Origin of the sequence: Enterobacter sp. R-1.6.2 (assembly GCF_035064085.1) — a bacterium.
In the GTDB taxonomy this organism is placed as follows: Bacteria; Pseudomonadota; Gammaproteobacteria; order Enterobacterales; family Enterobacteriaceae; genus Enterobacter; species Enterobacter asburiae_B.
Window position 1 is genome coordinate 56542 of the sequence record NZ_JASEYI010000008.1, and the last position, 22424, is coordinate 78965.

Below are 22424 nucleotides of genomic sequence, written 5' to 3' on the forward strand. Positions count from 1 at the left end.
CCTAATAAATAACTGTTTTATTTATTCCATAACCTGGACAGGGGTGACACTATTCTGCCAGAACAGTGACGACCATATAGGTAAATAAACCAATCGCCGTGCTGGCGATAATGGCAAGCGCAATAAACATACCCAGACGGATCAGGCTTAAACCATACATACATTCCTCCATGAGCCGGAAGCGGTAGCTGACTATGAGCATAGTCGGCGAAAAGATAAATGTTAAATAACCATTATCAGTGGGGAGGCGCTAAACCTGATATTCCTGTGCTACGTTTAATGTTAATCATCTTTTTTTACCGTAACTGGCATTAAGGGCAACCCCCTGCATTTAATGCGTTTTTTTGCTTCATTCACTCTCGTGTTGGTTATAAAAAGGATGCTCGATATGTATAAAAACATTCTCGTTCCGGTGGATGTCTACGAGACAAGCCTTGCGGATAAAGCGTTGCAGCATGCACAGTTTCTGGCGCAAAGCGCATCGGGTGACATTCATTTGCTGCACGTCATGCCCAAATTTTCAGCCGAACTGACGCGTGGTTTTATTTCAGATGCGCGCAAAATGGATGAATATATGATTAATAATTCGAAAGAAAAGCTGTCTGACCTGGTCAAAAAAGTAAATCTGCCAGAAGAGCGTGTTCATCTCCACGTCCGTAGCGGAAATGTTCGTGATGAGGTTATTAAGCTGGCGGATGAACTTACCGTCGGCGCGATTATTGTCGGCTCGCGAAATCCAAATATTCAAACCCATTTGTTAGGATCGGAGGCGGCAAGTATTGTTCGTTACGCACATGTTCCTGTTTTCGTTATTCGTTAATTACAGAGAAGCAAGGTGATTTCTGAATAGAACCTGAGGAAGGAACGATGAAAACAGGAAAACCTGAACGTCCGTATTATCAACAAACCGTTGATGAAACCCTGTCGAATATTCACTCCACCCTGGAAGGCCTTAGCGGCACAGAGGCATCAGCCCGGCTTCAGCAGCACGGTGAGAATGCGTTACCGCAAAAAAAGGGCAAACCCGCCTGGCTGCGCTTCCTGGCGCATTTTAACGACGTATTGATTTACGTTCTGCTGGTGGCCGCGTTGCTTAAGCTCTTCATGGGCCACTGGGTAGACATGTTTGTGATCCTTGGGGTTGCCATCATTAACGCGCTGATTGGCCATATCCAGGAGAGCAACGCTGAAAAATCGCTGCAGAGCATTCGCAATATGCTCTCCAGCGAAGCCGTGGTGGTACGACAGGGGAATCATGAAACGATCCCCACCACGGCGCTGGTTCCGGGAGATATCGTGGTGATCCGCGCCGGGGATCGTATCCCTGCGGACCTGCGCGTGATTGAAGCGCATAACCTTCGCGTGGAGGAGGCCATCCTGACCGGCGAATCCACCGTTGTTGAGAAAAACAGCGATGCGTTAAGCGGGGAACTGCCCTTAGGTGACCGGTATAATCTGCTCTACTCAGGCACTACCGTTAGCTCCGGCGGCGGTAAAGGCGTGGTGGTGGCAACCGGGGGCGAGACCGAACTGGGCCACATCAATCAGATGATGTCCGACATTGAAAAACACCGCACGCCGCTGATGGTGCAGATGGATAAGCTCGGTAAGACCATCTTCATCACTATCCTGGTGATGATGATGGCGCTGTTTGTCTTTAGCCTCCTGTTCCGGGATATGCCGGTTTCTGAACTGGTGCTGTCGCTTATTAGCCTCGCCGTTGCCGCCGTGCCGGAAGGCCTGCCGGCCATCATTTCCATCATCCTTTCGCTTGGCGTACAGGCCATGGCGCGTCGCAAGGCCATCATTCGCAAGCTGCCTACCGTGGAAACGCTGGGGGCGATGACGGTCATCTGCTCGGATAAAACCGGCACCCTGACGATGAATGAAATGACGGTCAAAGCGGTGATTACCGCTGACACGACCTATCGCGTAGAGGGCGACAGCTACGAACCGGTGGGGAATATTCACCCCGTAGATGACCCGACGCCCGTCAGCGTGACGCAGGGTTCCCTGCTGGAACGCTACCTGCGCACCATTGACCTCTGTAATGACAGCCAGCTGATCAAAGACGAGCAGGGGCTGTGGAAAATCACCGGGGGGCCAACCGAGGGCGCTCTGAAGGTGCTGGCGGCGAAAATCCCGCTCCCACCGGTCGACACCGAAATGCGCAGTAAAATCCCGTTTGATTCGCAATATAAATACATGTCCACCCTGTACCGGCTGGGCGATGAAGAGGTGATTTTAATCACCGGCGCGCCGGACGTCCTGTTCCGCCTCTGCCAGTACCAGCAGACGAATGACGGACTGCAGCCGTTCGATCAGCCTTACTGGGAAGGGAAGATTGAAGAGTATGCCCGGGAAGGTCTGCGCATGGTGGCCGCGGCCTGGAAACCTGCCCGCGAGGGACAACGCGAGCTGGATCACCCGGACCTGCATGACGGCGTGATCCTGCTGGGTATCGCAGGAATGATGGATCCGCCGCGTCCGGAGGCCATTACCGCCATTGCCGACTGTCTGCAGGCCGGGATCCGCGTGAAAATGATCACCGGCGACCACCCGCAAACGGCAATGAGCATTGGGCAAATGTTGGGGATTGGTAACGCCGCAAGCGCTATCACCGGACGTGAGCTGGAGGCGATGGACGATCGTCAGCTGAGCGACGCCGCACAGCAGTACGATATTTTCGCCCGAACCAGCCCGGAGGATAAATTCCGCCTTGTGCAGGCTCTGCAAAGTAAACAGGAAGTCGTGGGCATGACCGGGGATGGCGTAAATGATGCCCCGGCGCTCAAGCGGGCGGATGTGGGTATCGCCATGGGGATTAAGGGGACTGAAGTCACCAAGGAAGCCGCCGACATGGTGTTAACGGATGACAACTTTGCCACCATTGCCAGCGCGGTGCACGAGGGGCGTCGGGTTTACGATAACCTGAAAAAGACCATTCTGTTCGTTATCCCCAGCAACATCGCGCAGGCCCTGCTGATTATCATCGCGCTGCTGGCGGGGAACCTGATCCCGCTGACGCCGGTCCTGATCCTGTGGATGAACATGGCGACGTCGGCAACGCTGTCGTTTGGCCTGGCGTTTGAAGCGGGTGAGAAGGACATCATGAACCGGCCACCGCGAAAGGCGAATCTCCATGTGATGGACGGCTATGCCATCTGGCGCGTGGTGTTTGTCGGTCTGATGATTGCCATCAGCGCCTTCGTGCTGGAAGCCTGGCTACAGCCGCGCGGCTACTCGGCAGAATTTATCCGCACCGTGCTGCTGCAAACCCTGGTCACTGCGCAGTGGTTCTACATGCTCAACTGCCGCGTTAATGACGGCTTCTCGCTGAGCAAAGGCCTGCTGGCGAACAAAGGGATTTGGATCGTGAGCGGCGTACTGCTGGCGCTACAGCTTCTTATCATTTACGCACCGTTCATGCAGATGCTGTTTGGCACCGAAGCGCTGCCGTTCCGCTACTGGGTCATCACCTTCCTGATTGGTTTTGTGATGTTCCTTATTGTCGAGGCGGAGAAAGTGCTGACGCGCAGGTGGCGCAAAACCGAGGCGTGATAGCGTAAACTGAGAAAGCCTGCCTGAGTCCGGGCTTTCTCTTTTTTGAGCGCAGAAAACTATGATTCGACTTACCTGGTTCGTCCTTACGCTGTGTGCCGCTGTACCCGGTGCGTTTGCCGTAACCTATACGCTTCCGCCGGAAGGCAGTCGTCTGGTGGGAAACCCGATTATCATCACCGTTCCCGAAGGCAACACGCTGCCTCTGGAAGCCTTTGCCGCGCGGTACGGGCAGGGGCTGAGCAACCTGCTGGAAGCAAACCCGGGCGTGGATCCTTTTTTGCCCAAACCCGGCACCCGGCTGGTGATACCCCAGCAGCTGATTTTGCCTGACACCGTCCGCGAGGGCATTATCGTTAACGCGGCAGAAATGCGCCTCTACTACTACCCGCCCGGCGGTAACACCGTTGAGGTGCTGCCCATCGGTATCGGTCAGGCCGGGCGTGAAACCCCGCGTAACTGGGTGACGGCCGTTGAGCGTAAGCAGGAGGGGCCAACCTGGTCTCCGACGCCGAATACGCGCCGTGCCTATGCGGCAGAAGGGAAAACGCTGCCGGCATTCGTGCCCGCCGGGCCGGATAACCCGATGGGGCTGTATGCGATTTATATCGGCAGGCTGTATGCCATTCACGGCACAAACTCGAATTTCGGCATCGGGCTGCGGGTAAGTCAGGGCTGTATCCGTCTGCGTAATAACGACATCAAGTATCTTTTCGATAACGTTCCCGTGGGAACCCGCGTGCAGCTGATCGACAGGCCCGTTAAAGTCACCACGGAGCCGGACGGCAGCAGCTGGGTAGAAGTTCACGAGCCATTATCGCGTAACCGCGCGGAGTTTGAGTCAACCCGGAAAGTGCCGCTGCCTATTTCAGCCGCGCAGCGGACGCAGCTGATAAACGAGGGCGCGGGCGCTGAACTGGAACGGCGGTCGGGAATGCCGGTTAAGATTGGCATGTGAAGGGATAGCGCGGGCTGGTGCCCTCACCCCAGCCCTCTCCCGCGGGAGAGGGTGCAAACACTAAAAACGGCAACCCGGTTGCCGTTTTGCATTTACCTTGCGCAGAAAAGCAAAAAGCCTGCTTTAAAAGCAGGCTTTTCAAATTTGGCTCCTCTGACTGGACTCGAACCAGTGACATACGGATTAACAGTCCGCCGTTCTACCGACTGAACTACAGAGGAATCGTGTGAACGGGGCGCATATTATCGACCTGCGTTCGCCTTGTCAAAGGGTGGATCAACGCCTTTTGATCGTTTGCTGACAAAATCGGCAAAGTGATGTTTTTGGCAGCGGAATGCACCGTCATGGTGCGGGTATACCCCTAATGGGGCAGATCATAAACTGCTGTTTCGGTAATAAAACCCCCTCCATGATTAGGTTTCCTTATTTTCAGGCGCTTAGCGAACAATTTGGACCGCCTGGTAAAAGTGGCATTCATATTGCAAAACCTGTTCAACAACGACAGCCGGTTCCGGCACAGCATTTCGAACAGGGGGCAAAATGAACTTAAGACGACTGAAATACTTCGTAAAAATCGTCGATATCGGCAGCCTGACTCAAGCGGCAGAAGTGCTGCATATCGCGCAGCCTGCGCTGAGCCAGCAGGTGGCTACTCTGGAAGGCGAGATGGATCAGCAGCTGTTGATCCGCACCAAACGCGGCGTCACGCCAACGGAAGCAGGCAAAATCCTGTATACCCATGCGCGCACCATCCTCCGCCAGTGTGAACAGGCGCAGCTGGCGGTGAATAACGTGGGACAGACCCTGAGCGGGCACGTGTCTATCGGCCTGGCGCCGGGAACGGCCGCATCCTCTATTACCATGCCGCTGCTGCAGGCCGTCCGCGCCGAGCTGCCTGAAGTGCTGGTGTACCTGCACGAAAACAGCGGTTCCGTGCTGAATGACAAACTGCTCAACGGCCAGCTGGATATGGCGGTCCTTTACGATCGCTCCCCGGTCGCCGGCATCACCAGCCAGCCGCTGCTGAAAGAAGATCTCTATCTCGTGGGCACCCGCGACTGTCCGGGCCAGAGCGTAGACCTTACCGCCGTGGCAGAGATGAACCTTTATCTGCCGCGCGACTACAGCGCCGTGCGCGTGCGCGTGGACGAAGCGTTCTCCCTGCGCCGCCTGACGGCCAAAATCATCGGCGAAATTGACTCAATCTCCACGCTCACCGCGGCCATTGCCAGCGGAATGGGGGTGACGGTTCTGCCGGAATCCGCAGCACGCTCGCTGTGCAGCGCGGCGAACGGCTGGATGGCGCGGATCACCACGCCTTCGATGAGCCTGCCGCTGTCGCTGAACATGTCTGCACGCGGTTCGCTGTCGCCGCAGGCGCAGGCGGTAAAAGAGATTTTGATGTCGCTGGTCAGCAAGCCGTCGCTTGAGAACCGTGAACTCCAGCTCGTGAGCTGATATTCCATAAAAGCATAAGATGCTGGTTTTTATTATTTGTTCTGCAGCGCGGCTGACTCTAACAATAGAGCTATGTCAGATGCGCCGGAGTGAATCGTGAATTTCCAGCAACTTAAAATTATCCGTGAGGCGGCCAGGCGGGACTACAACCTGACCGAGGTCGCCAATATGCTTTATACCTCTCAGTCCGGCGTCAGCCGCCACATCCGCGAGCTGGAAGAGGAGCTGGGCATAGAGATCTTTATCCGTCGCGGCAAGCGGCTGCTCGGCATGACGGAGCCGGGTAAGGCTTTGCTCACCATCGCTGAGCGGATCCTCAACGAGGCAAGCAACGTGCGTCGTCTGGCGGATCTCTTTACCAATGACGCCTCGGGCGTACTCACCATCGCCACCACCCACACCCAGGCGCGCTACAGCCTGCCGCCGGTGATTAAAGCGTTCCGCGAACTTTTCCCCGACGTCCGTCTGGAGCTCATCCAGGGCACGCCGCAGGAAATTGAAGTGCTGCTGCAAAACGGTGGGGCGGATATCGGCATTGCCAGCGAACGCCTGAGCAACGACCCGCTGCTGGTGGCCTTTCCCTGGTTCCGCTGGTACCACAGCCTGTTACTCCCGGTCGATCATCCGCTGAATCAGGTTTCCCCTCTGACGCTGGAAGACGTTGCGAAATGGCCGCTGATTACTTACCGCCAGGGGATCACCGGACGCTCGCGCATAGACGAGGCCTTCAACCGCAAAGGGCTAACGCCGGACGTGGTGCTGAGCGCGCAGGATTCTGACGTGATCAAAACCTACGTCGAGCTGGGTCTGGGCATTGGTCTGGTGGCGGAACAGTCCAGCGGAGAACGCGAGGACGGGAACCTGGTGCGTCTTGATACGCGTCATCTGTTCGACGCAAACACCGTATGGCTTGGCCTGAAGCGCGGGCAGCTGCAGCGCAACTACGTGTGGCGCTTTATCGAACTCTGTAACGCCGGGCTGTCGGTGGATGAGATTAAACGCCAGGTGATGGAGCCGGAAGAAGTGGCGATTGATTATCAGATTTAGGTGCTGATTTGCCCGGTAGCGCTGCGCTGACCGGGCTCATCGCTTAGCTGAACGGATATTTTTTAAAGACCGCCTGTGATTCGAATGATTCGGTAACCGCCTGAATCTCTCTAAAATCCGCTGCGTTAACGACGTGCGGGATCATCGACTGAATAAACGTCCAGACAACCGTGCTCGTGACGGCAACCTGATCGGGAACGGCGGAGGCCGGACGCGTCTCCAGCAAGGCATTCCATTCCCTGCAGGCCGCCAGCAGCTGGGTGGTAATGCGATCGACCCATAAAGCGTGCTGCTTTTCCACCGGGCGCTGGTTGTGCTCATACACATTTTGCACGGCTTTCTCTGCGGCGGCGAGGATAAAACCCAGCGTCTGAATATCGTTTGCCAGCGCATCCGGCGCGACGGGCAGAAGTCTCCGCTCGGGTGTGGCCTGAGCCTCGAAATAATTCAGTATCAGCGACGAATCCATCAAACGTATTCCGTTATCCAGAATCAGCGTGGGCGCTTTTACCGCGGGGTTGATTCGGGAGAACGCGTCGAAGGTGCTGAATACCGACAGCGGCTGGCTTTCAAACTCAACGCCATAAAGCTCAAGGGAGATCGCCACGCGCCGTACATAAGGTGAATCCATCATGCCAACAAGCTTAATCATCGTTGCCGTTTTCCTGTCTCTGTGAAATAACGCGTCATTGAAGAGGATGAACAGACAGTACAATACAAACTTCCTGGCGAATATCTTCAGTATCTTACCGTAAAGGTTAGTATTACTGACATGTGGGCAAGTTGCCGTTATACATCCAGCGCGGATAAGGGAGTGCTTTCATGTCGGATTTTCCACCCATTGCCAGTTTGCGAAGCTTTGAAGCCGTCGCCCGTCTTGGCAGCGTGACGCTGGCGGCGAAAGAACTCCACGTTACCCATTCCGCAATCAGCCAGCAGATCAAACTGCTGGAGGAGATGGTGGGCGTAAAGCTCTTTATCCGTCAGGGACGCGGGGTGCAGATCAACGAAGAAGGGAGGCTCTATGCCTTACAGGTACGCGAGGCGTTGAACCATATTGCGGATGCCACCCGGCTTGTACAGGTGAAGCCGAGAAAGCAGGAGCTGACGCTGGCGATGGTGCCGTCTTTTGGATGCCACTGGCTGTTGCCGCGTCTGGAACGCTTTCGGGCGAAATATCCGCTTATCACCCTTCGGAACCAGGCCAGCCTGACGGTCACCAGCCTGCAGCAGGAGGGGATAGACATCTCGATACGGATGGGGAAAGGAAACTGGGAAGGGAGCGAAAGCCAGTACCTTTTTTCCGATGAACTCATTGTGGTGGCCGCGCCTGGCTATAACGACGGTGTGTTGCCCGCTACGCCGGCTGAGATTGCAAAAAGTCATATTATTTTTTCCATGGAGTCGTGGAAAACGTGGTGCGTGAATGCGGGGCTGGAGAAAGAGATCGTGCCTGGCGGTTTATGCATTAACGACTCGAATTTAATTATCGAAGCCGTTCGGCTCGGGAAAGGGATCGCGCTGGAGCGCCGCTCTCTGGTTCAGGATGCCATCACCCGGGGTGAACTGGTCCAGCTAACCTCCATTACCGCGCCGTATCCCTGGCCTTACTGGCTGGTGACAGCGCGGTCAACGGAGACGAAGCCGGAGGTGGCTCTTTTTGTCGCGTGGCTGGATGAGGAAGTGGCAGCCTGGCGGCAGTTGACGGGCTGCTGAACTTTTTTCGATGCTGCTCGTAACAAAATGAATATCCAACAAGGGATACATAGAATTACTCCGGCACGCATTCAGTATTTCCGTAACCCCACAAGATTCTGCTTTTCCATCTCTGCATAATCATCGCTATAGCTTTGCATGTATATAGCTTTTGATCTATATTGGATGGGGGGTCTTGTGTGGGCAATTAACACGACGGACAGGTTTGATCGCTGGTTCACTTCGCTTGACGATACCGATCGCGCCAGCGTACTTGCAGCACTGTTTGTTTTGCGAGAGAAGGGGCCGGGTTTATCGAGACCCTACGCTGATACGCTTAAAGGCTCTCGTCACAGCAACATGAAAGAGCTACGTATTCAGAGTAAGGGCGATCCCTTGCGGGCGTTTTTCGCCTTTGATCCAAACCGCACGGGTATCGTGCTTTGTGCGGGCAATAAGATCGGCAATGAAAGGCGATTCTACGATGAGATGCTTCTCGTTGCTGACCAGGAATTCACTCACTGGCTGGATACATTAAAAGAGAGGGAATAGCGCGATGGGAAGAACCCTTGAGCAGCTTATAGCGGATGAAAAGCCGGAGGTTGTCGCCAGCGCTCAGGCGATAGCAACGGATATTTTGCTCAACATTCATCTTGCTGAGTTACGCGAGAAAGTACAAAAAACGCAGGTAGAAATGGCGCAGGCGTTGGGTATCAGGCAACCTACCGTTGCGGTAATGGAAAAGCCCGGGCGCGATTTGAAACTCTCTTCTCTCAAGCGCTACGTTGAGGCGGCGGGCGGAAAGCTGCGGCTTGATGTGGAGCTGCCGGACGGCTCGCACTATGAGTTAGTGCTGTAGGGCAGAAAAGCAAAAAACCTGCTTCAAAACCGCCAGCATGACCGTCACTCGCGGTGATGAACGAATAGATGCAGTTATTTATGGGTAGAAGTGGGGACATGCTGCTGCATCAATTCAACGATCCAGTCAATAAAAACGCGCAGTTTGGCGTTAACGTGGCGGTTCGGCGGAAAGGCCAGGTACAGGGGCATTGGGTTAATACGCCAGTCTTCAAATAGCGGAATCAAGGAGCCACAAGCCTGATGTGCTGCCGCCATATAAACGGGTAGCGCAATCACGCCTAATCCCGCGAGCCCGGCTTCGAGGTAGGCATTGCCATCATCCACTGCAAGCACGTAGCTACCCGTGATTTCAATATGTTCGCTCTCACCGTGCAGTACCAGAGGATCAACCTTACCGGTGCGTGAGGACAAGAATCCCACTATGCGATGGTCCGTGTTTTCCAGCTCTCGCGGATGCGCAGGTGCGCCGAGGCGTTCCACATAGCTCGGTGCGACGTAAACACCGATTTGCAAATCGCCGACATGGCGTGCGATCAGGGACTGGTCGTTGATTTCACCGCCGCGCACGACGCAATCCACGTTGTCGCCGATCAGATCCACCACCCGGTCACTCACGCCCATGTCGAACTGGATATCCGGGTAGCGCGCGTGAAAAGCCGGTAGCGCGGGCACCAGCACCAGGCGGGCAAGAGGAGTGGCACGTCCACCCGTAGTCGCCCCCGGGGCGTCATCGTCGCACTGGACAGGCTGTTTTCAGCATCTTCCATGTCCGCCAGCAGGCGGATGACGCGCTCGTAGTAGACCGCGCCATCAGGAGTTACACCGAGCCTGCGGGTGGTGCGGTGGAGCAGCTTGACGCGCAGGCGCGCTTCCAGCTGTTGAATAAGCTGCGTCACCGTGGTTTTGCTCATATGAAGCGTTTGGGCAGCCCTGGTGAAACTGCCTGCCTCCACCACGCGAGCAAAGGCGCGCATCGCATCGAAACGATCCATCCGTTGTTCTCTCTTTTCACCGATTGTTTGGATATTACAAACAATGATGGACAAAGTCGCTTGTTTATCCGCCCGCTACAGCAACTGTAAAGTGTCTTTATGTTCACCGGGCAGATTTCGCCCCATTACAGAGGCACAAACATGACAACACGCGAAGCCGTTTTTCCCTTCGGTCGGCAGGCGCTCTACGAGCGCAACCGGTATTCACCCGCCATCAAATCTAACGGCTTCCTGTTTGTTTCGGGACAGGTTGGTAGCCGGGAGGATGGTTCGCCTGAAGAGGATCTCAACGCGCAGATCCGGCTGGCATTCGATAACCTTAATGCTGTTCTTGCGGCTGCGGGCTGCACGTTCGATGACGTGGTTGACGTTACCCGCTTTGTCGTCGATCCCGAGTCAAACCTCGACGCTATCTGGAGTATCCTGCCAGAATATTGGGGGGAAGCGCCTTACCCTACGTTGACCGGGATCGGCGTGACGTGGCTGTACGGATTCCAGTTTGAAATTAAGGTGATTGCCAGGCTGCCCTGAGCGTTACGGGTCTTTCCGACGGTCAAAAGACAATACAGCGGGCGCAGCTCCGATCCGGAAGCCGCCTCGCATTTCGTTTATCCGATTCGCCATAATCCTTTGAACCGCAAAAAGAGTTTTCTATTATCAGCCTTCTTAGTTCCGCGCTTCGTTCCCGCCTGCACTGTCCTTCGATGGATAACGGCTTTATGGACACCTAAATACGAAAAGGAAATCACCATGAATCTGATGACTAATTGTGCACTTCCCGCCATAAATGTTATATTAAAATATAATATTCGGAGGTGCGCTATGTATACAACTCGTCTGAAAAAGGTCGGCGGATCCATCATGCTGGCGGTTCCTCCCGCCGTGCTGAAAACGCTGGAGCTGTCGACGGACAGCGAAGTCGGCATGACCATTAATAATGGCTGCCTGATTATTGAACCCCAGAAGCGGCCTCACTATTCGCTTGAGGAGTTGCTGGCGCAGTGCGATCCGCACGCTGAAATGAGCGAAGAGGAGCGGGAATGGATCGATGCGCCTGCGGTGGGCAGGGAGATCCTGTAAATGGACAGAGGGGAAATCTGGCTTGTTTCGCTGGATCCGATTGCTGGCCACGAGCAAAGTGGAAAACGTCCGGTTCTTATCGTATCGAAGGCATCGTTTAACAAGCTGACCCGGCTACCGGTAGTGGTTCCCGTCACCAGCGGCGGAAACTTTGCACGTACGGCAGGTTTCACCGTTTCACTGGAAGGGGCGGGAACAACAACAACGGGCGTTATTCGCTGCGACCAGCCCAGAACCATTGATATGGCTGCCCGGAACGGCATGCGGCTGGAACGCATACCTGACGCCGTTGTAAATGAAGTGCTTGCCAGGCTGGATGCGATTCTGAATTAACATCAGTGACGCAGAAAAGCAAAAAGCCTGCTTCAAAAGCAGGCTTTTCAAATTTGGCTCCTCTGACTGGGATCGCCTTTGCCAATAACTGGCTAATAAGTAAGCTAAACCTGAATTCCTTTTCTGTCAAGACCACCAGAATGACCCCCTCTAAGAAATGTATGCACTTGTAAGAAGAAGCAATGCCCATTGGGGGGATAAGGTACAATCGGTACTCTGCCGGTGCATTATGTTTTAGTGATCTGTGACCGTCCTGCATTGCCACAGACAGCTAGCTGATGAAGATATCCACTGCTTGTCTAGAGAAAACTCCAATGCATTCCATCAGATATACGCAAATTTTTAATCAGGCTGCGAAAAGTGAAATTGATATCCTGAAGGATTTCGGAGAAATCCGAATCAGGGTATAGTAATCTCTGAGCATTAATTAGTAATTGTGTTATGTGGCTTTAACTCATTGATAATAGTGAATAATATTTTTTTTCAGTATGTTGATAAAAATGCAACTTGATTGAAATTTTTCATAAGGATTCGCTTATGGTCAGGGGATTGTTACTAGTTGGAATTATTTTAATAGCAATTATTTTAATGGGGTGCTTCTCTTTTTTACCGGCCTCACAATGGTGGTTTATAAAAAATATCATATCAAATTTTGATTTTGTAAAATCGCTCCTTTCAATTCTTATATTATCATTGATTACTATATTTTTGTTTTTCGGTATTTTAGAGAGAAAATATTCATTAAAGTTAGAAAAATTAACTTTCGGTGGGTTAAATATTTTATTTGATAGTTCTGACTTGCTATATAAAAGATCTGTTCGCAATTTTCTTGATACTAAAAGAAGTGTGTTCAAAATTGATCCACATTCTGACTCATTTGAGGAGGTTTTTAACTCTTTATATGATATCTATAATTTCATTCGTGTTGAAATAAGAGTGCTGGATGTTAAGCGGAAAAGAGATATGGAGTTGTATCGTATATCTAATAAAATGCTAAAAAAACTGAATCAATTGCTTACCAAACATCAGAATAATTACAGGCGTTGGCATAAGTACATCTCAACAAACGATATTGTATTGACGAGGGATAAGGATTCTAACGGTGAAAATGTTTCTTTAACTTATCATTTAACACCAATTGGAATAATCCAGACTCATTACTATCATTTCAGCCAATTGATGGCTGATTTTGAATGCATTAATAAATTTTTCTGTGAGGAAGTTAGTGGTATTTTTAACATCGATATTGCTAAGTGGGAGGAGTAATGCATAAAACTTTTCTGAGTTATCATCATGCAAACGAACAAGATTTGAAGGACGGAATCATTGAAGCATTTGGTGGTGCGTCATTTATTGACAAGTCCGTAAGTGACGGGGATATCAGCAGTAATGTCAGTGAAAATTACATTATGCGGAAAATTCGGGAGGACTATCTTGGTGACTCTACCGTAACAGTAGTACTCATAGGTACAGAAACTGCCAACAGACCTTTCATTAACTCAGAAATTCAAGCATCTTTATGGGGGGCGAATCCTGCTGGATTAATCGGTGTAATTAGAGATGAAATATATTCGAGCGTATTTAGCTCTGGTGTATGTAGTGATGTTTTTTGCAATTGCGGCATTGGAATTAGAACCATTGATTGGGGTTATGAACATTATCTCCCTTGGTTAATTAAAAAAAATCATAACTTTTCAAAAGTCGTCCCTCAGTATGAGGATATGGATGTTTATTGCTCACTAGTTAAGTATTCAGATTTTATAGGGAATAGTGAATTTTATATTAACCAGGCATTTGATGAAAGAAATGTTATGGAACCAGCAGCAAAGAAAAATCCCGCGGATGTTCCTGCTATAAGAACTAATTTACTATGGTGATTAGATTGTTTTTACGCTAAGATAAATTTAAGGGGTCAGATATGTATAATAGCGGAATAATTAAAAGAAAGGTTTTTTTAAGTTACCACCATGATGGTGACCAATATTACTATAATGAATTCTCAAAAAAATTTCATGACGAATATGAGGCTGTAACGGATAATTCCCTTGATCGTCGAGTTGATAGTGAGGATATTGACTATGTCATGCGACGTATTCGTGAGTGTTATATCACAGGGACTTCATGTTCTATTGTCTTGGTCGGTAATGAATCATGGGGGAGGAAATATATTGACTGGGAAATTAAAGCGACGCTTGATAAACAACATGGACTTATTGGTGTCCAGTTACCAACATTGTTATCAAATTCTTCTGGACGAGTGAATGTGCCCGCTCGACTCAGTGATAATATTGATTCTGGATATGCACTGTGGGTAAGTTGGGCTAATTTTACAGCTAACATTTCGTCGTGTAGGGGATATATCGAACAAGCCAATTGCCGTAGTAATACTCTGATAAGAAATACTCGTGAACGCCGCTTAAGGAATGCATAATATGCTTGAGACGAATTTAGCAAAACCATTTCTTGTTGTTTATATCATTTGGCACCCGGATTTCGCCGCTGGTGCTGGACTGGCTGAAATATTGCGGGGACACTTTCGTCGGGAACTCTATCAGAACGTTGCTGGAGGAACCGGTTTAAGTGTTATTTTTCGTTCTGAGCCTCTACCTGAAACGGGGAAGCCGTTGCCGATCAATTTTTCAGAATCAGAGACCACCGCAGTCCTTATACTTGCAGAATCATGTATGGCAAATGATCCTGAATGGGGGACTTACCTTCGGGAGCTATCCGCGCAGTCGGAAATAGCTGGACTGGGTACACATCTTTTCCCCATTGCTATTGAAGTAGAAGGATTAAATCTTGGACTGGAAGAGCAGGCATTGCGCTGGGACCAATGGATACAGGATGGGAGTAACAATACTGCAAATCTTCATATACGATTGATTAGTGAGCTTACATACGAATTTTGCAGGATGCTGCGCCATTACCTGGAACATCTGAAACAACCAGAAAAAGATGAAGATGATTTGCTTAATTATCTCAAGAAAGTTCAGATATTTCTTAGCCATTCTAAACATGATGAAGATGGAGAGAGGATTGCTCGTTTGATACGTGAGCAATTACATAGTGGACATGGGTTAAGTTCATTCTTTGATGTCCATGATATCCCTGCTGGGCTTCGGTTTCATCAGGTGCTATTGAAACAGCTGGCGCAAAGCGCAGTTGTTGCCATACATACCGACTCTTATTCCTCGCGTGAGTGGTGTCGCAGAGAGATTATAGAAGCTAAACGTAATAGTGTACCTTTAGTTGTTGCCAACTGTATTAGCGAATTGGATGAAAGGGGATTTCCTTATATGGGAAATGTCCCCATAGTGAGAATGGATCCCCAGCAGGCTGAACGAATTAATATCATTATTGCACGCCTGCTTGATGAGGTTCTGAAAGATTTTCTGTGGCGTTGTCGTATACAATTGGTTAATACTAAACAAAGTGCAGTGCAGTGCAGTTTGTTCCACGTGCGCCGGAGTTAATTTCACTTGCTGGTTTAAAGTTCCCCGGTATTGGGCAACCTACAATTGTATATCCTGACCCACCCTTAAGTTCGGAAGAAGAGCGATTATTTGAAGAAGTTAAACCCGGTATCAGGCTTAGAAGTTTTACCGAATGGCTGGCAGAGGGAACATCATGACTTATCGTGAAATGCTTAGTCAGCATATTATTGCAATATCTACATCAGATAGCCCAGATATGCCTGTATTGGGGTTAAGTAAACAGCATTTATATGACGCGATGACAGAAATTGCGCGTCATTTATTAGCCTTGGGAGCCAGGATTGTTTATGGCGGAGATCTACGTGCTAATGGTTTTACTGAACTGTTATTTGAGTTAGTAGCACGCCATAGAAGAGATGCCGATGAGGGGGATGAACGTTCCAGTATATTGAACTATCTTGCATGGCCGGTGCATATGCAAAAAGATGCCAGTGACTTGGAAAGGCTCAGTGCGGACCTGAAAGGAATGGCAAGACTTGTTTTGTTCAATCGCGATGGCGAGCCGTTACCAATGGCAGAACGAGCCCATTACATAGCAACTATTCCTTCTGATGAAGATTGGGCAATAGGTTTGACAGCAATGCGACATGTTATGTTATAAGACACACATGCCCGTATTATTCTTGGCGGGCAGGTTGATAAGTATAAGGGGGCAATGCCCGGTATAGCAGAAGAGGCTGTATTATCACTTCGTGCTAAACAACCCCTTTTTATTATGGGAGGCTTTGGTGGATGTGCAAAAGATATCACGGAGTCTCTGAATATTGTGGCATCTGACGGAATGCAGCAACGCAACTGGAGAGGGCGGGAAGAATTTGCCGGTTTTTCTTACAAGGATCTGAACAATGGACTTACTGAGTTGGAAAATGTTGTGCTAGCACAGACTCCTCATGTAGATCAGGCTATCGCTATGATTTTGAGAGGGCTTTTTCGATTAGTAAAACGTGGCTGAAAAAAATCTATCGTCCATTTTATGTATCAGCTTAGACTTAATTTGGAACTCTAATGGCGCAGAGCTAAATCTAATCTTACAGACAGTTCTGTGCCGAGAGCGGACGTGTCTATCAGAACGGCTTGCACTATTGTTCGGATATATCAAACCCTCAATTAATCTTCCGACTTTTTCTGTAGTCTTCTGCCATTTTTTTTTGTGCAATCAAGATTTTCCTTTCCTTTTCAGGAAAGAAACTATAATCTAAAAAGTTATCAATTCTTTCTTTAGTGCAAATTCTAATGATGTCAGGTGTGTAATATTCATATATAGGATCGAAATCTCCGTTGACCTTCATCATTATTTCAGCATCTAGTATTCTACGATCTAACTCATTCAAACTTAAATTCAACCAATGCATTAACTCATGAAAACTGTTAATTGGATCTATTTGTTTCCCTGTGTAGTGAGAAACATCAAATGGATAGGTAATCTCTTCATCGATAATTAAGTCGGTAACAATAATGAGAATTACAGCGCATGAAAGGATTTCTCTATCATCAAACATTTCATATCTAAGTTCATATTTTATCCTTGTTTTCTTTGTATGCCCCCAGTATCTAGTGCTAGTTAAAATAGCACGATTCAAAAAAGATTTTAATATATTAGATTGCACAAGATGGTTTGTTTTTTTCTTAAATTCGTCAAGTGTATACAAACTTATATTTGTATGCTTCGTGGCTTCTATTGCACCTGATTGAAAACCTTTTTTTGAAATGATGAAACCTCTATCGGCACCGGTATTTTGAAGCACTGTAAAAAAAGCATGAACAATTTCTTTTGTGACATTACTATTCCAATACTTAGCCTCTACGAACCATTTGAAATCAGTCCCAAGATATTTGGATTCCACTACCACATCTATATTCGAAATTCCTCTTACACCTTCTACTGTAACATTCGTCTTAGCGTTGGCACCTAAATTTTTAAAATGTTCACAAATCTCTTCTTGGAAATTATACCAATCTGTATCGATATTTTTCTTATGGTTGCTCATTTAAACTTCCTCTTAATGTCTGGTGCATAGTGGGCATGATAGAAGAATGATATCTGTCGAATATTCTGGCGATGTCATACAAGGAATCATCATGGTTATATCTGTCCCAGATAATCGCTTTCTGTTCTGGCTTGTAGTTAATAGACGTTCTTCGTTTCATGGTAACACCCCCCTTGATTAAGGATGGCATTGCATCGATACGTTGAACTCACAGCTCAAAACTGACGATCAGATTTGATTGTACGCTGCCAGAGAAAAGAGTCAGTTCAATTTTGAGCTAATAAATTTTATATGTAACAATTTGTTAAATCAGGCAGGTGTCACTTACATAAATAAACCGTTTATCTTACTGATTATACACCACACTCAATCGAATGTCTTTTTACTGGGCATAACGGTGGAAGCTTTGGGCTTTATTTTTTTTAGAATATTTAATGATGTCTGAGGTACTATTTAACGCCTATCTAAAGAATATAACAGCAAGCTATTTCATGAGTTTTTGTCTAGACTCCCTCCGGGAGAGTAACAGCGATGGTTGAAAAAATGATAGACTAAAAATATATGGAACACAAAATATGTGCACCTATCAATAAAGTTCTCCAGTTCGCTGATCTACACGTTTATAGAAATCAGAAAAATTGCATGGGTCAGATATAACTGAATTTTTATCACTTCTAAAATCAAATTCAATTCTTTTTATAAGGTTAATGGCTGGTATTGTAGAATTTAAAGGAATCTTTTTATAGTTTCTAATTCTATGATATTCAAGAGAGTCTAAGTCTACTTCAATCGCTTTATTACCGAAATAATAAAAATGATCAGAAATCAACACGTTATTAGAACTAGTATCTCGTTCAAGATTTGTCATGTTAAATGAACCATCAGGATTGCTATGATGAGAATCTTCTTGTATCCATTCATTTTTTTCATTTTGATGGTAGATGTTATCGCCCAGAATTTGTACATGACTACCATTTCTAGCAGGCTTTTTGATAGAAAACCTGGTATCCTCCCAATAAGCATTGAAACTAATTTTTTCTGAAACTTTCATTAATAGGATACATTTTTTTTTAGCTGATTTTAAATTAGCTCCACCAACTCCGAGTATCCAATCACCCACTTTAGCAGACTTTCTAATTCCAGGTTTGCATGTTGCCAAGGTACAACTTCCATGAAATGGATTGGGTGCAAAACCAAAGTCTCTCGTTATTGCATAGACATAAAGGTAAGAGTTAGGCTCAATTAGCATACGACATTCCCACCTTGAACTTTATCACGATCCGTACCATCAGGTTTTTCAAATGAAGTTTTACCTTCTAGTGCGTTGATAATGGCGTCACTTCTCCAGGCCACTATAGAGGTTGCATACTTTTCGAGATTCTCTGGTAGTTTTACATCGCCTTTTAAACCATTTTCATATACACCTATGATTGGTTTTCCAAGTTGATGAGCTACTTGAATTTCCCAGTTTACCCAAGGTCTGGTATGCGTTTCTTTCCCGATAACAACTATAACTTGACTAGCCCACCTCATTTTCATTCTAAGTAAACGTGCAATCGTTCTATCACTAAGTTTTTTTTCCTCAACTCGTTGCTGGTTTTCAGGTTTCATTCTGATAGAACTATTACGTAAATGATAACCTTTTGCTGCAGCTAAACGAGAAATCCCATCAACACTAGCGTCATCTTTATGATGATGGCTAACAAAAACATTTTTCTTAATTTCTTTAACCATTTTAAAATCCTTTGTAATTTTCTAATTATAAAATAATTCTATATTATTACTTTGATAATGATACTTTTGTTTCGGTCTTTTATTGTTAAATTTAGTTCGGCATCTTTTATCTATCTCGCATGCACCACTATTTTCCATATCCATTAATGTGTAAACTCTTTCTTCTTTAGGCAGGAAATGGAATATTTCATCCATGTTCCAGTGTTCATTATATTTTTCTGCGATGTTTTTTTGGTTAATAGTGAACCAGAACAAACACTCTTCGCTATTCATTCCATCTCTATTAGAAAAAATCCAATTAATTCCTCTTTCACAACCAGGACCTGAAATAACAAAATTCAACTCTGTAAACGGAAAACTGGCTAAGTATGTCAGATCTATGAAAATTTGATATGCTAGAAAATTCCCAATCCCTGAAAATGATTTTAAATGTTCAAAAACTTCAAGCTGATTTCTTGATGATTTTACACCATTAACGATTTTATCTTGGTTATAATAAACAAATTTGATCATTCTAATTACCATGTCATTTTCCGTTGTGCCCTCTATATTTTCTAAGTATTTCCCGAAATTAAACTTCGGACCTCCTAAAATATAGGCTGCACTAAAAAATACATAGCCTGGTTTTTTTATGGATATATTGAGAGTCTTCTCCCTGATTTTTTCATTAATATCACGAATCGTCATATTTGTGAAATCAAAGGGCGCATCAATTTCATTGAATGTATCGCTTTTATTTACCACTCTAAATAGAAATGAATTGAGTATTTTATTATCATAACTCAATTTATCATTGTTTGTTATATTTGTTAATAACCACTTGGTTTCTTTGTCCCATGTTCTTTTAGTATTTACAAATTTATAGTTTCTCAATATCTTGTCTTCTGTCCAATATGGCGGAAGGTTAAGTATCTCTTTCTTGTAATATATAGAGGTTCTCTCTCGTTGATGATAAAACCATTCCCTGATAACAGCTTCATTTAAGATGGGTTTAGCGGTTTTAATTTTCATTTCTCTGACATTACAAAAAAGTTGATCGTTTTTACTGTTCACTAAATAATACCCTTTCGAAAAAGTTTTTAAAACTATCAATTCCGTTCACACTATTGTTAAAATGATAGTCTGATTTTGTTTTGTTCTCATTTACATACTTGTCAATTTCGTATCTTTTATAATTATTATTTTCCCGTTCTATATGAACTATTGTGAATTGATTGTTCTTACACCATGCGAATTCTTCATTTGATCTTATGTCAGTAATTATTATGTTTTTATTCGTCCCTTCATTTTCCTCTAAAACTTTCAACTCTTCTGATAGCATTCTAATAAATATTTTTTCTTCAATTTCCCTTAGTTTGTCTAAGCTCAGCCATATATCTCTTGGTGAATGGTTGATAAAGTCGCCTGTAGGTAAGGTTATATTGAGTGATAACGTTTTCTTTTCAGGGCTATAATCCTTTTCCATCCAAGGGTAAATATGATTGGCCAATTTTTTGAGTTGATCGCTAAATGATAATCTAACAAATTCATAGTTGGATATTAGATAATTAGCAAGGAAATCTTTTCCACTACCCGATATTCCCATGAATGCAATTTTCATAGGCGCTCCTTATTAGAATTATTGAAGTGATTGGAAGTTACGCTTAGATTGAAATCATCGCTTAACTTAGCTGTTAACACTATTGGTTGTTTAAACCTTTCCTGAAAAATATATGATAAAGCTGCTTCTGCATATCCCCAGAGTAAATTTCTTTCAGTTTCTACAAAATGTTCAATAAATATTTTTTTTAGTTTTTCAGTTTCCTTCTCTATTGTGTCTATTTTATATGCATTTTCTGTTATTATTCTTTCAAGGAATAAGACTATATCACAGAATAATGATTTTATAATTGGTAGTGATGGAGGAAATGATATTTCATCATCGTTTATCAAATCTGTCATTTGTTCTTCTTTTCTTTTGTGTATTTCATTGGCTTGTTCTATTCTATCATCATATATATGAAGATTAGTTACTGAATGATGTAAGTATCCTAGTTTAATCTCGCTATCAACTTCCCTCTGTAACATTGAAAGTACTATCTCTTGAAGTAAACTAAACTCGAAAATGTTTATATTGCTTACTCCAAATATTAGATCGCCACTTCTTTGGACTATTTTAATATTTAAATTTTTTTCAGGAGTGATAAAAAAATGAATTAAGTTATTACAAGGTATATCGACACTATGTTCTATGTTGTATAATTTTATGAGGCTTTCACTTGTATCTCTGTCAGGCATGTATAGGCTAATGACCGCTCTTCTTGTAAATATTCCTTCGTTTTTGAATTGTTGCACGACATTTTCAAGTTGCCCGTGAGCGTATAGTCTTTCTCCATAAGCTGCTCGCCAAGTGACACCATCATCTGAGTATTTAGGCGCTCTTGCTAAAAAAAAAGTTAGATATGGTTTAATTCGGTTATCGCCTGCAAATACCCATATAGCTTCAGCAAATGTGGAGAATATGTTGTTTTTTCGACCCGCTAAACTTAAATGTCTTGATCTAGGGTTTCGCAAGATCATACTAACATCATAAATAGTTATAGCATCCCCATTCCTTGTCGAAACACGAACTCCTTCATTAAGCACTTTTTCCAAGAGTTTCATTATTACATCGTTAATAGTTTCTCCGTAAATGACGTGCATAAACAAAACCTCATGCTATTAAAAATATTTTTCTAGTTGATATAGTTTATTGGACCTAATCCAGAATTTGGTCCAGCCATAGTCTGGACTAACCGGATAGCACGTATCAATCTCTTGCTGCTAAGAACAGGCTCGAACGTGATAGCCAATTGGCTTCCAATGTAGAAAGTGAGACCTCGACCCACGCTACCGCCCTCAGTTGCCTAGGCACTGCACTTGTATGAATATTTACAAATGTTACTCATGTTATGGGTTTGGTCAATCTGGCAATCAGATAATTACGAAACTTTAGACTTATTACTTAAGTGGGGGGGGCGAGTAGCTAGCTAGTAAGATCGCCTCTTATATGTACTAGAAGCACAACTGACAATGTTGGTTACTACCAAAACCATAGTCACACCTGCGTAGCAAGCTGGGGCCGCTCGTTACGCCCGGCTGCCCCGGTTAAGGCGCTGTGGCCTGTTTCAAGAAATCTCTAACCCCGGGTCCGGGAGGTGTTAGATAGACTCTATGCCGCGTTCAATACGTAGACAGCCCAGAA

The 22424-nt window shown here is 46.3% G+C and carries 22 protein-coding genes, 1 tRNA gene and 3 pseudogenes; 16 read left to right on the forward strand and 10 right to left on the reverse strand.

Annotated elements, in window-relative coordinates; translation table 11 throughout:
- Window positions 1-388: 388 nt before the first annotated feature.
- From QMN93_RS10640 to ldtA, 3 genes are all read left to right on the forward strand, one after another.
- On the forward strand, window positions 389-820 hold the full coding sequence (locus QMN93_RS10640; RefSeq protein WP_023312348.1) for a universal stress protein: 432 nt from the start codon (window positions 389-391) through the stop codon (window positions 818-820).
- Between the two features lie 47 nt (window positions 821-867).
- Window positions 868-3561: a cation-transporting P-type ATPase gene (locus QMN93_RS10645; protein ID WP_193139533.1), complete on the forward strand. Its 2694-nt coding sequence runs from the start codon at window positions 868-870 to the stop codon at window positions 3559-3561.
- 61 nt (window positions 3562-3622) lie between these two features.
- The gene (ldtA, locus tag QMN93_RS10650) at window positions 3623-4519 is read left to right on the forward strand and encodes a L,D-transpeptidase (RefSeq protein ID WP_193139531.1); all 897 of its coding nucleotides are present in this window, start codon (window positions 3623-3625) and stop codon (window positions 4517-4519) included.
- A 145-nt stretch (window positions 4520-4664) separates the two neighbouring features.
- On the opposite strand, the gene QMN93_RS10655 is transcribed toward ldtA, so the two are convergent.
- A tRNA-Asn gene (locus QMN93_RS10655) sits at window positions 4665-4740 on the reverse strand.
- A gap of 319 nt (window positions 4741-5059) precedes the next feature.
- Here QMN93_RS10655 and nac point away from each other — a divergent pair.
- On the forward strand, window positions 5060-5977 hold the full coding sequence (gene nac / locus QMN93_RS10660) for a nitrogen assimilation transcriptional regulator NAC (protein WP_008499475.1): 918 nt from the start codon (window positions 5060-5062) through the stop codon (window positions 5975-5977).
- Window positions 5978-6073: 96 nt separating this feature from the next.
- Window positions 6074-7024, forward strand: coding sequence for an HTH-type transcriptional regulator Cbl (gene cbl, locus QMN93_RS10665; protein ID WP_023336219.1), 951 nt, complete (start codon window positions 6074-6076; stop codon window positions 7022-7024).
- Window positions 7025-7067: 43 nt separating this feature from the next.
- Here cbl and QMN93_RS10670 read toward each other — a convergent pair whose 3' ends face one another.
- The gene (locus QMN93_RS10670; protein WP_143346794.1) at window positions 7068-7676 is read right to left on the reverse strand and encodes a glutathione S-transferase; all 609 of its coding nucleotides are present in this window, start codon (window positions 7674-7676) and stop codon (window positions 7068-7070) included.
- Between the two features lie 170 nt (window positions 7677-7846).
- Here QMN93_RS10670 and QMN93_RS10675 point away from each other — a divergent pair, with 170 nt between their 5' ends.
- From QMN93_RS10675 to QMN93_RS10685, 3 genes are all read left to right on the forward strand, one after another.
- A complete protein-coding gene (locus tag QMN93_RS10675; RefSeq protein ID WP_193139529.1) occupies window positions 7847-8740 on the forward strand; it encodes a LysR substrate-binding domain-containing protein in 894 nt (297 codons plus the stop codon).
- Window positions 8741-8917: 177 nt separating this feature from the next.
- Complete coding sequence (locus QMN93_RS10680; protein ID WP_193139527.1) at window positions 8918-9271, forward strand: type II toxin-antitoxin system RelE/ParE family toxin; 354 nt, start codon at window positions 8918-8920, stop codon at window positions 9269-9271.
- A gap of 4 nt (window positions 9272-9275) precedes the next feature.
- Window positions 9276-9578 carry an XRE family transcriptional regulator gene (locus QMN93_RS10685; protein WP_058841454.1) on the forward strand — a complete coding sequence of 101 codons (303 nt, stop codon included), beginning with the start codon at window positions 9276-9278 and terminating at the stop codon, window positions 9576-9578.
- A 74-nt stretch (window positions 9579-9652) separates the two neighbouring features.
- On the opposite strand, the pseudogene QMN93_RS10690 reads toward QMN93_RS10685, so the two are convergent.
- Window positions 9653-10572 (reverse strand): annotated as a pseudogene (locus QMN93_RS10690) (LysR family transcriptional regulator).
- A 141-nt stretch (window positions 10573-10713) separates the two neighbouring features.
- Here QMN93_RS10690 and QMN93_RS10695 point away from each other — a divergent pair.
- From QMN93_RS10695 to QMN93_RS10730, 8 genes and pseudogenes are all read left to right on the forward strand, one after another.
- Window positions 10714-11103 carry a RidA family protein gene (locus QMN93_RS10695; protein ID WP_193139525.1) on the forward strand — a complete coding sequence of 130 codons (390 nt, stop codon included), beginning with the start codon at window positions 10714-10716 and terminating at the stop codon, window positions 11101-11103.
- Between the two features lie 291 nt (window positions 11104-11394).
- Window positions 11395-11652, forward strand: coding sequence for an antitoxin (locus QMN93_RS10700; protein WP_033145928.1), 258 nt, complete (start codon window positions 11395-11397; stop codon window positions 11650-11652).
- Window positions 11653-11985: a type II toxin-antitoxin system PemK/MazF family toxin gene (locus QMN93_RS10705; RefSeq protein WP_064672767.1), complete on the forward strand. Its 333-nt coding sequence runs from the start codon at window positions 11653-11655 to the stop codon at window positions 11983-11985. It abuts the gene before it with no gap.
- Window positions 11986-12522: 537 nt separating this feature from the next.
- Window positions 12523-13251, forward strand: coding sequence for a hypothetical protein (locus tag QMN93_RS10710; RefSeq protein WP_032454839.1), 729 nt, complete (start codon window positions 12523-12525; stop codon window positions 13249-13251).
- The gene (locus QMN93_RS10715) at window positions 13251-13862 is read left to right on the forward strand and encodes a TIR domain-containing protein (RefSeq protein ID WP_081178148.1); all 612 of its coding nucleotides are present in this window, start codon (window positions 13251-13253) and stop codon (window positions 13860-13862) included. Before QMN93_RS10710 ends, QMN93_RS10715 begins: the two co-directional genes overlap by 1 nt.
- Window positions 13863-13903: 41 nt before the next feature.
- A complete protein-coding gene (locus tag QMN93_RS10720; RefSeq protein WP_081178146.1) occupies window positions 13904-14416 on the forward strand; it encodes a TIR domain-containing protein in 513 nt (170 codons plus the stop codon).
- Between the two features lies 1 nt (window position 14417).
- Window positions 14418-15458 (forward strand): toll/interleukin-1 receptor domain-containing protein, encoded by a 1041-nt coding sequence (locus QMN93_RS10725; protein ID WP_323619263.1) that lies wholly within the window; start codon window positions 14418-14420, stop codon window positions 15456-15458.
- 169 nt (window positions 15459-15627) lie between these two features.
- Window positions 15628-16431, forward strand: a pseudogene (locus QMN93_RS10730) (hypothetical protein).
- Between the two features lie 151 nt (window positions 16432-16582).
- Here QMN93_RS10730 and QMN93_RS10735 read toward each other — a convergent pair.
- The 7 genes and pseudogenes from QMN93_RS10735 to QMN93_RS10765 all read right to left on the reverse strand — a co-directional run bounded on the left by QMN93_RS10735 (window position 16583) and on the right by QMN93_RS10765 (window position 21883).
- Window positions 16583-17467 (reverse strand): restriction endonuclease, encoded by an 885-nt coding sequence (locus QMN93_RS10735; protein ID WP_022065025.1) that lies wholly within the window; start codon window positions 17465-17467, stop codon window positions 16583-16585.
- 16 nt (window positions 17468-17483) lie between these two features.
- Window positions 17484-17627: pseudogene (locus QMN93_RS10740) on the reverse strand (IS30 family transposase); the annotation flags it as partial.
- 426 nt (window positions 17628-18053) lie between these two features.
- Entirely contained in the window at window positions 18054-18716 is a 663-nt protein-coding gene (locus tag QMN93_RS10745; protein WP_071888388.1) for a hypothetical protein, read from the reverse strand.
- Window positions 18710-19201, reverse strand: coding sequence for a TIR domain-containing protein (locus tag QMN93_RS10750; RefSeq protein ID WP_022065023.1), 492 nt, complete (start codon window positions 19199-19201; stop codon window positions 18710-18712). The genes QMN93_RS10745 and QMN93_RS10750 overlap by 7 nt, the downstream gene beginning before the upstream one ends.
- A gap of 21 nt (window positions 19202-19222) precedes the next feature.
- Window positions 19223-20254, reverse strand: a complete 1032-nt coding sequence (locus QMN93_RS10755; RefSeq protein ID WP_032454841.1) for a nucleotide kinase domain-containing protein — start codon at window positions 20252-20254, stop codon at window positions 19223-19225.
- Window positions 20244-20801, reverse strand: a complete 558-nt coding sequence (locus QMN93_RS10760; RefSeq protein ID WP_032454842.1) for a hypothetical protein — start codon at window positions 20799-20801, stop codon at window positions 20244-20246. The genes QMN93_RS10755 and QMN93_RS10760 overlap by 11 nt, the downstream gene beginning before the upstream one ends.
- Window positions 20798-21883: a thymidylate synthase gene (locus tag QMN93_RS10765; protein WP_323619261.1), complete on the reverse strand. Its 1086-nt coding sequence runs from the start codon at window positions 21881-21883 to the stop codon at window positions 20798-20800. The genes QMN93_RS10760 and QMN93_RS10765 overlap by 4 nt, the downstream gene beginning before the upstream one ends.
- Between the last annotated feature and the right edge of the window lie 541 nt (window positions 21884-22424).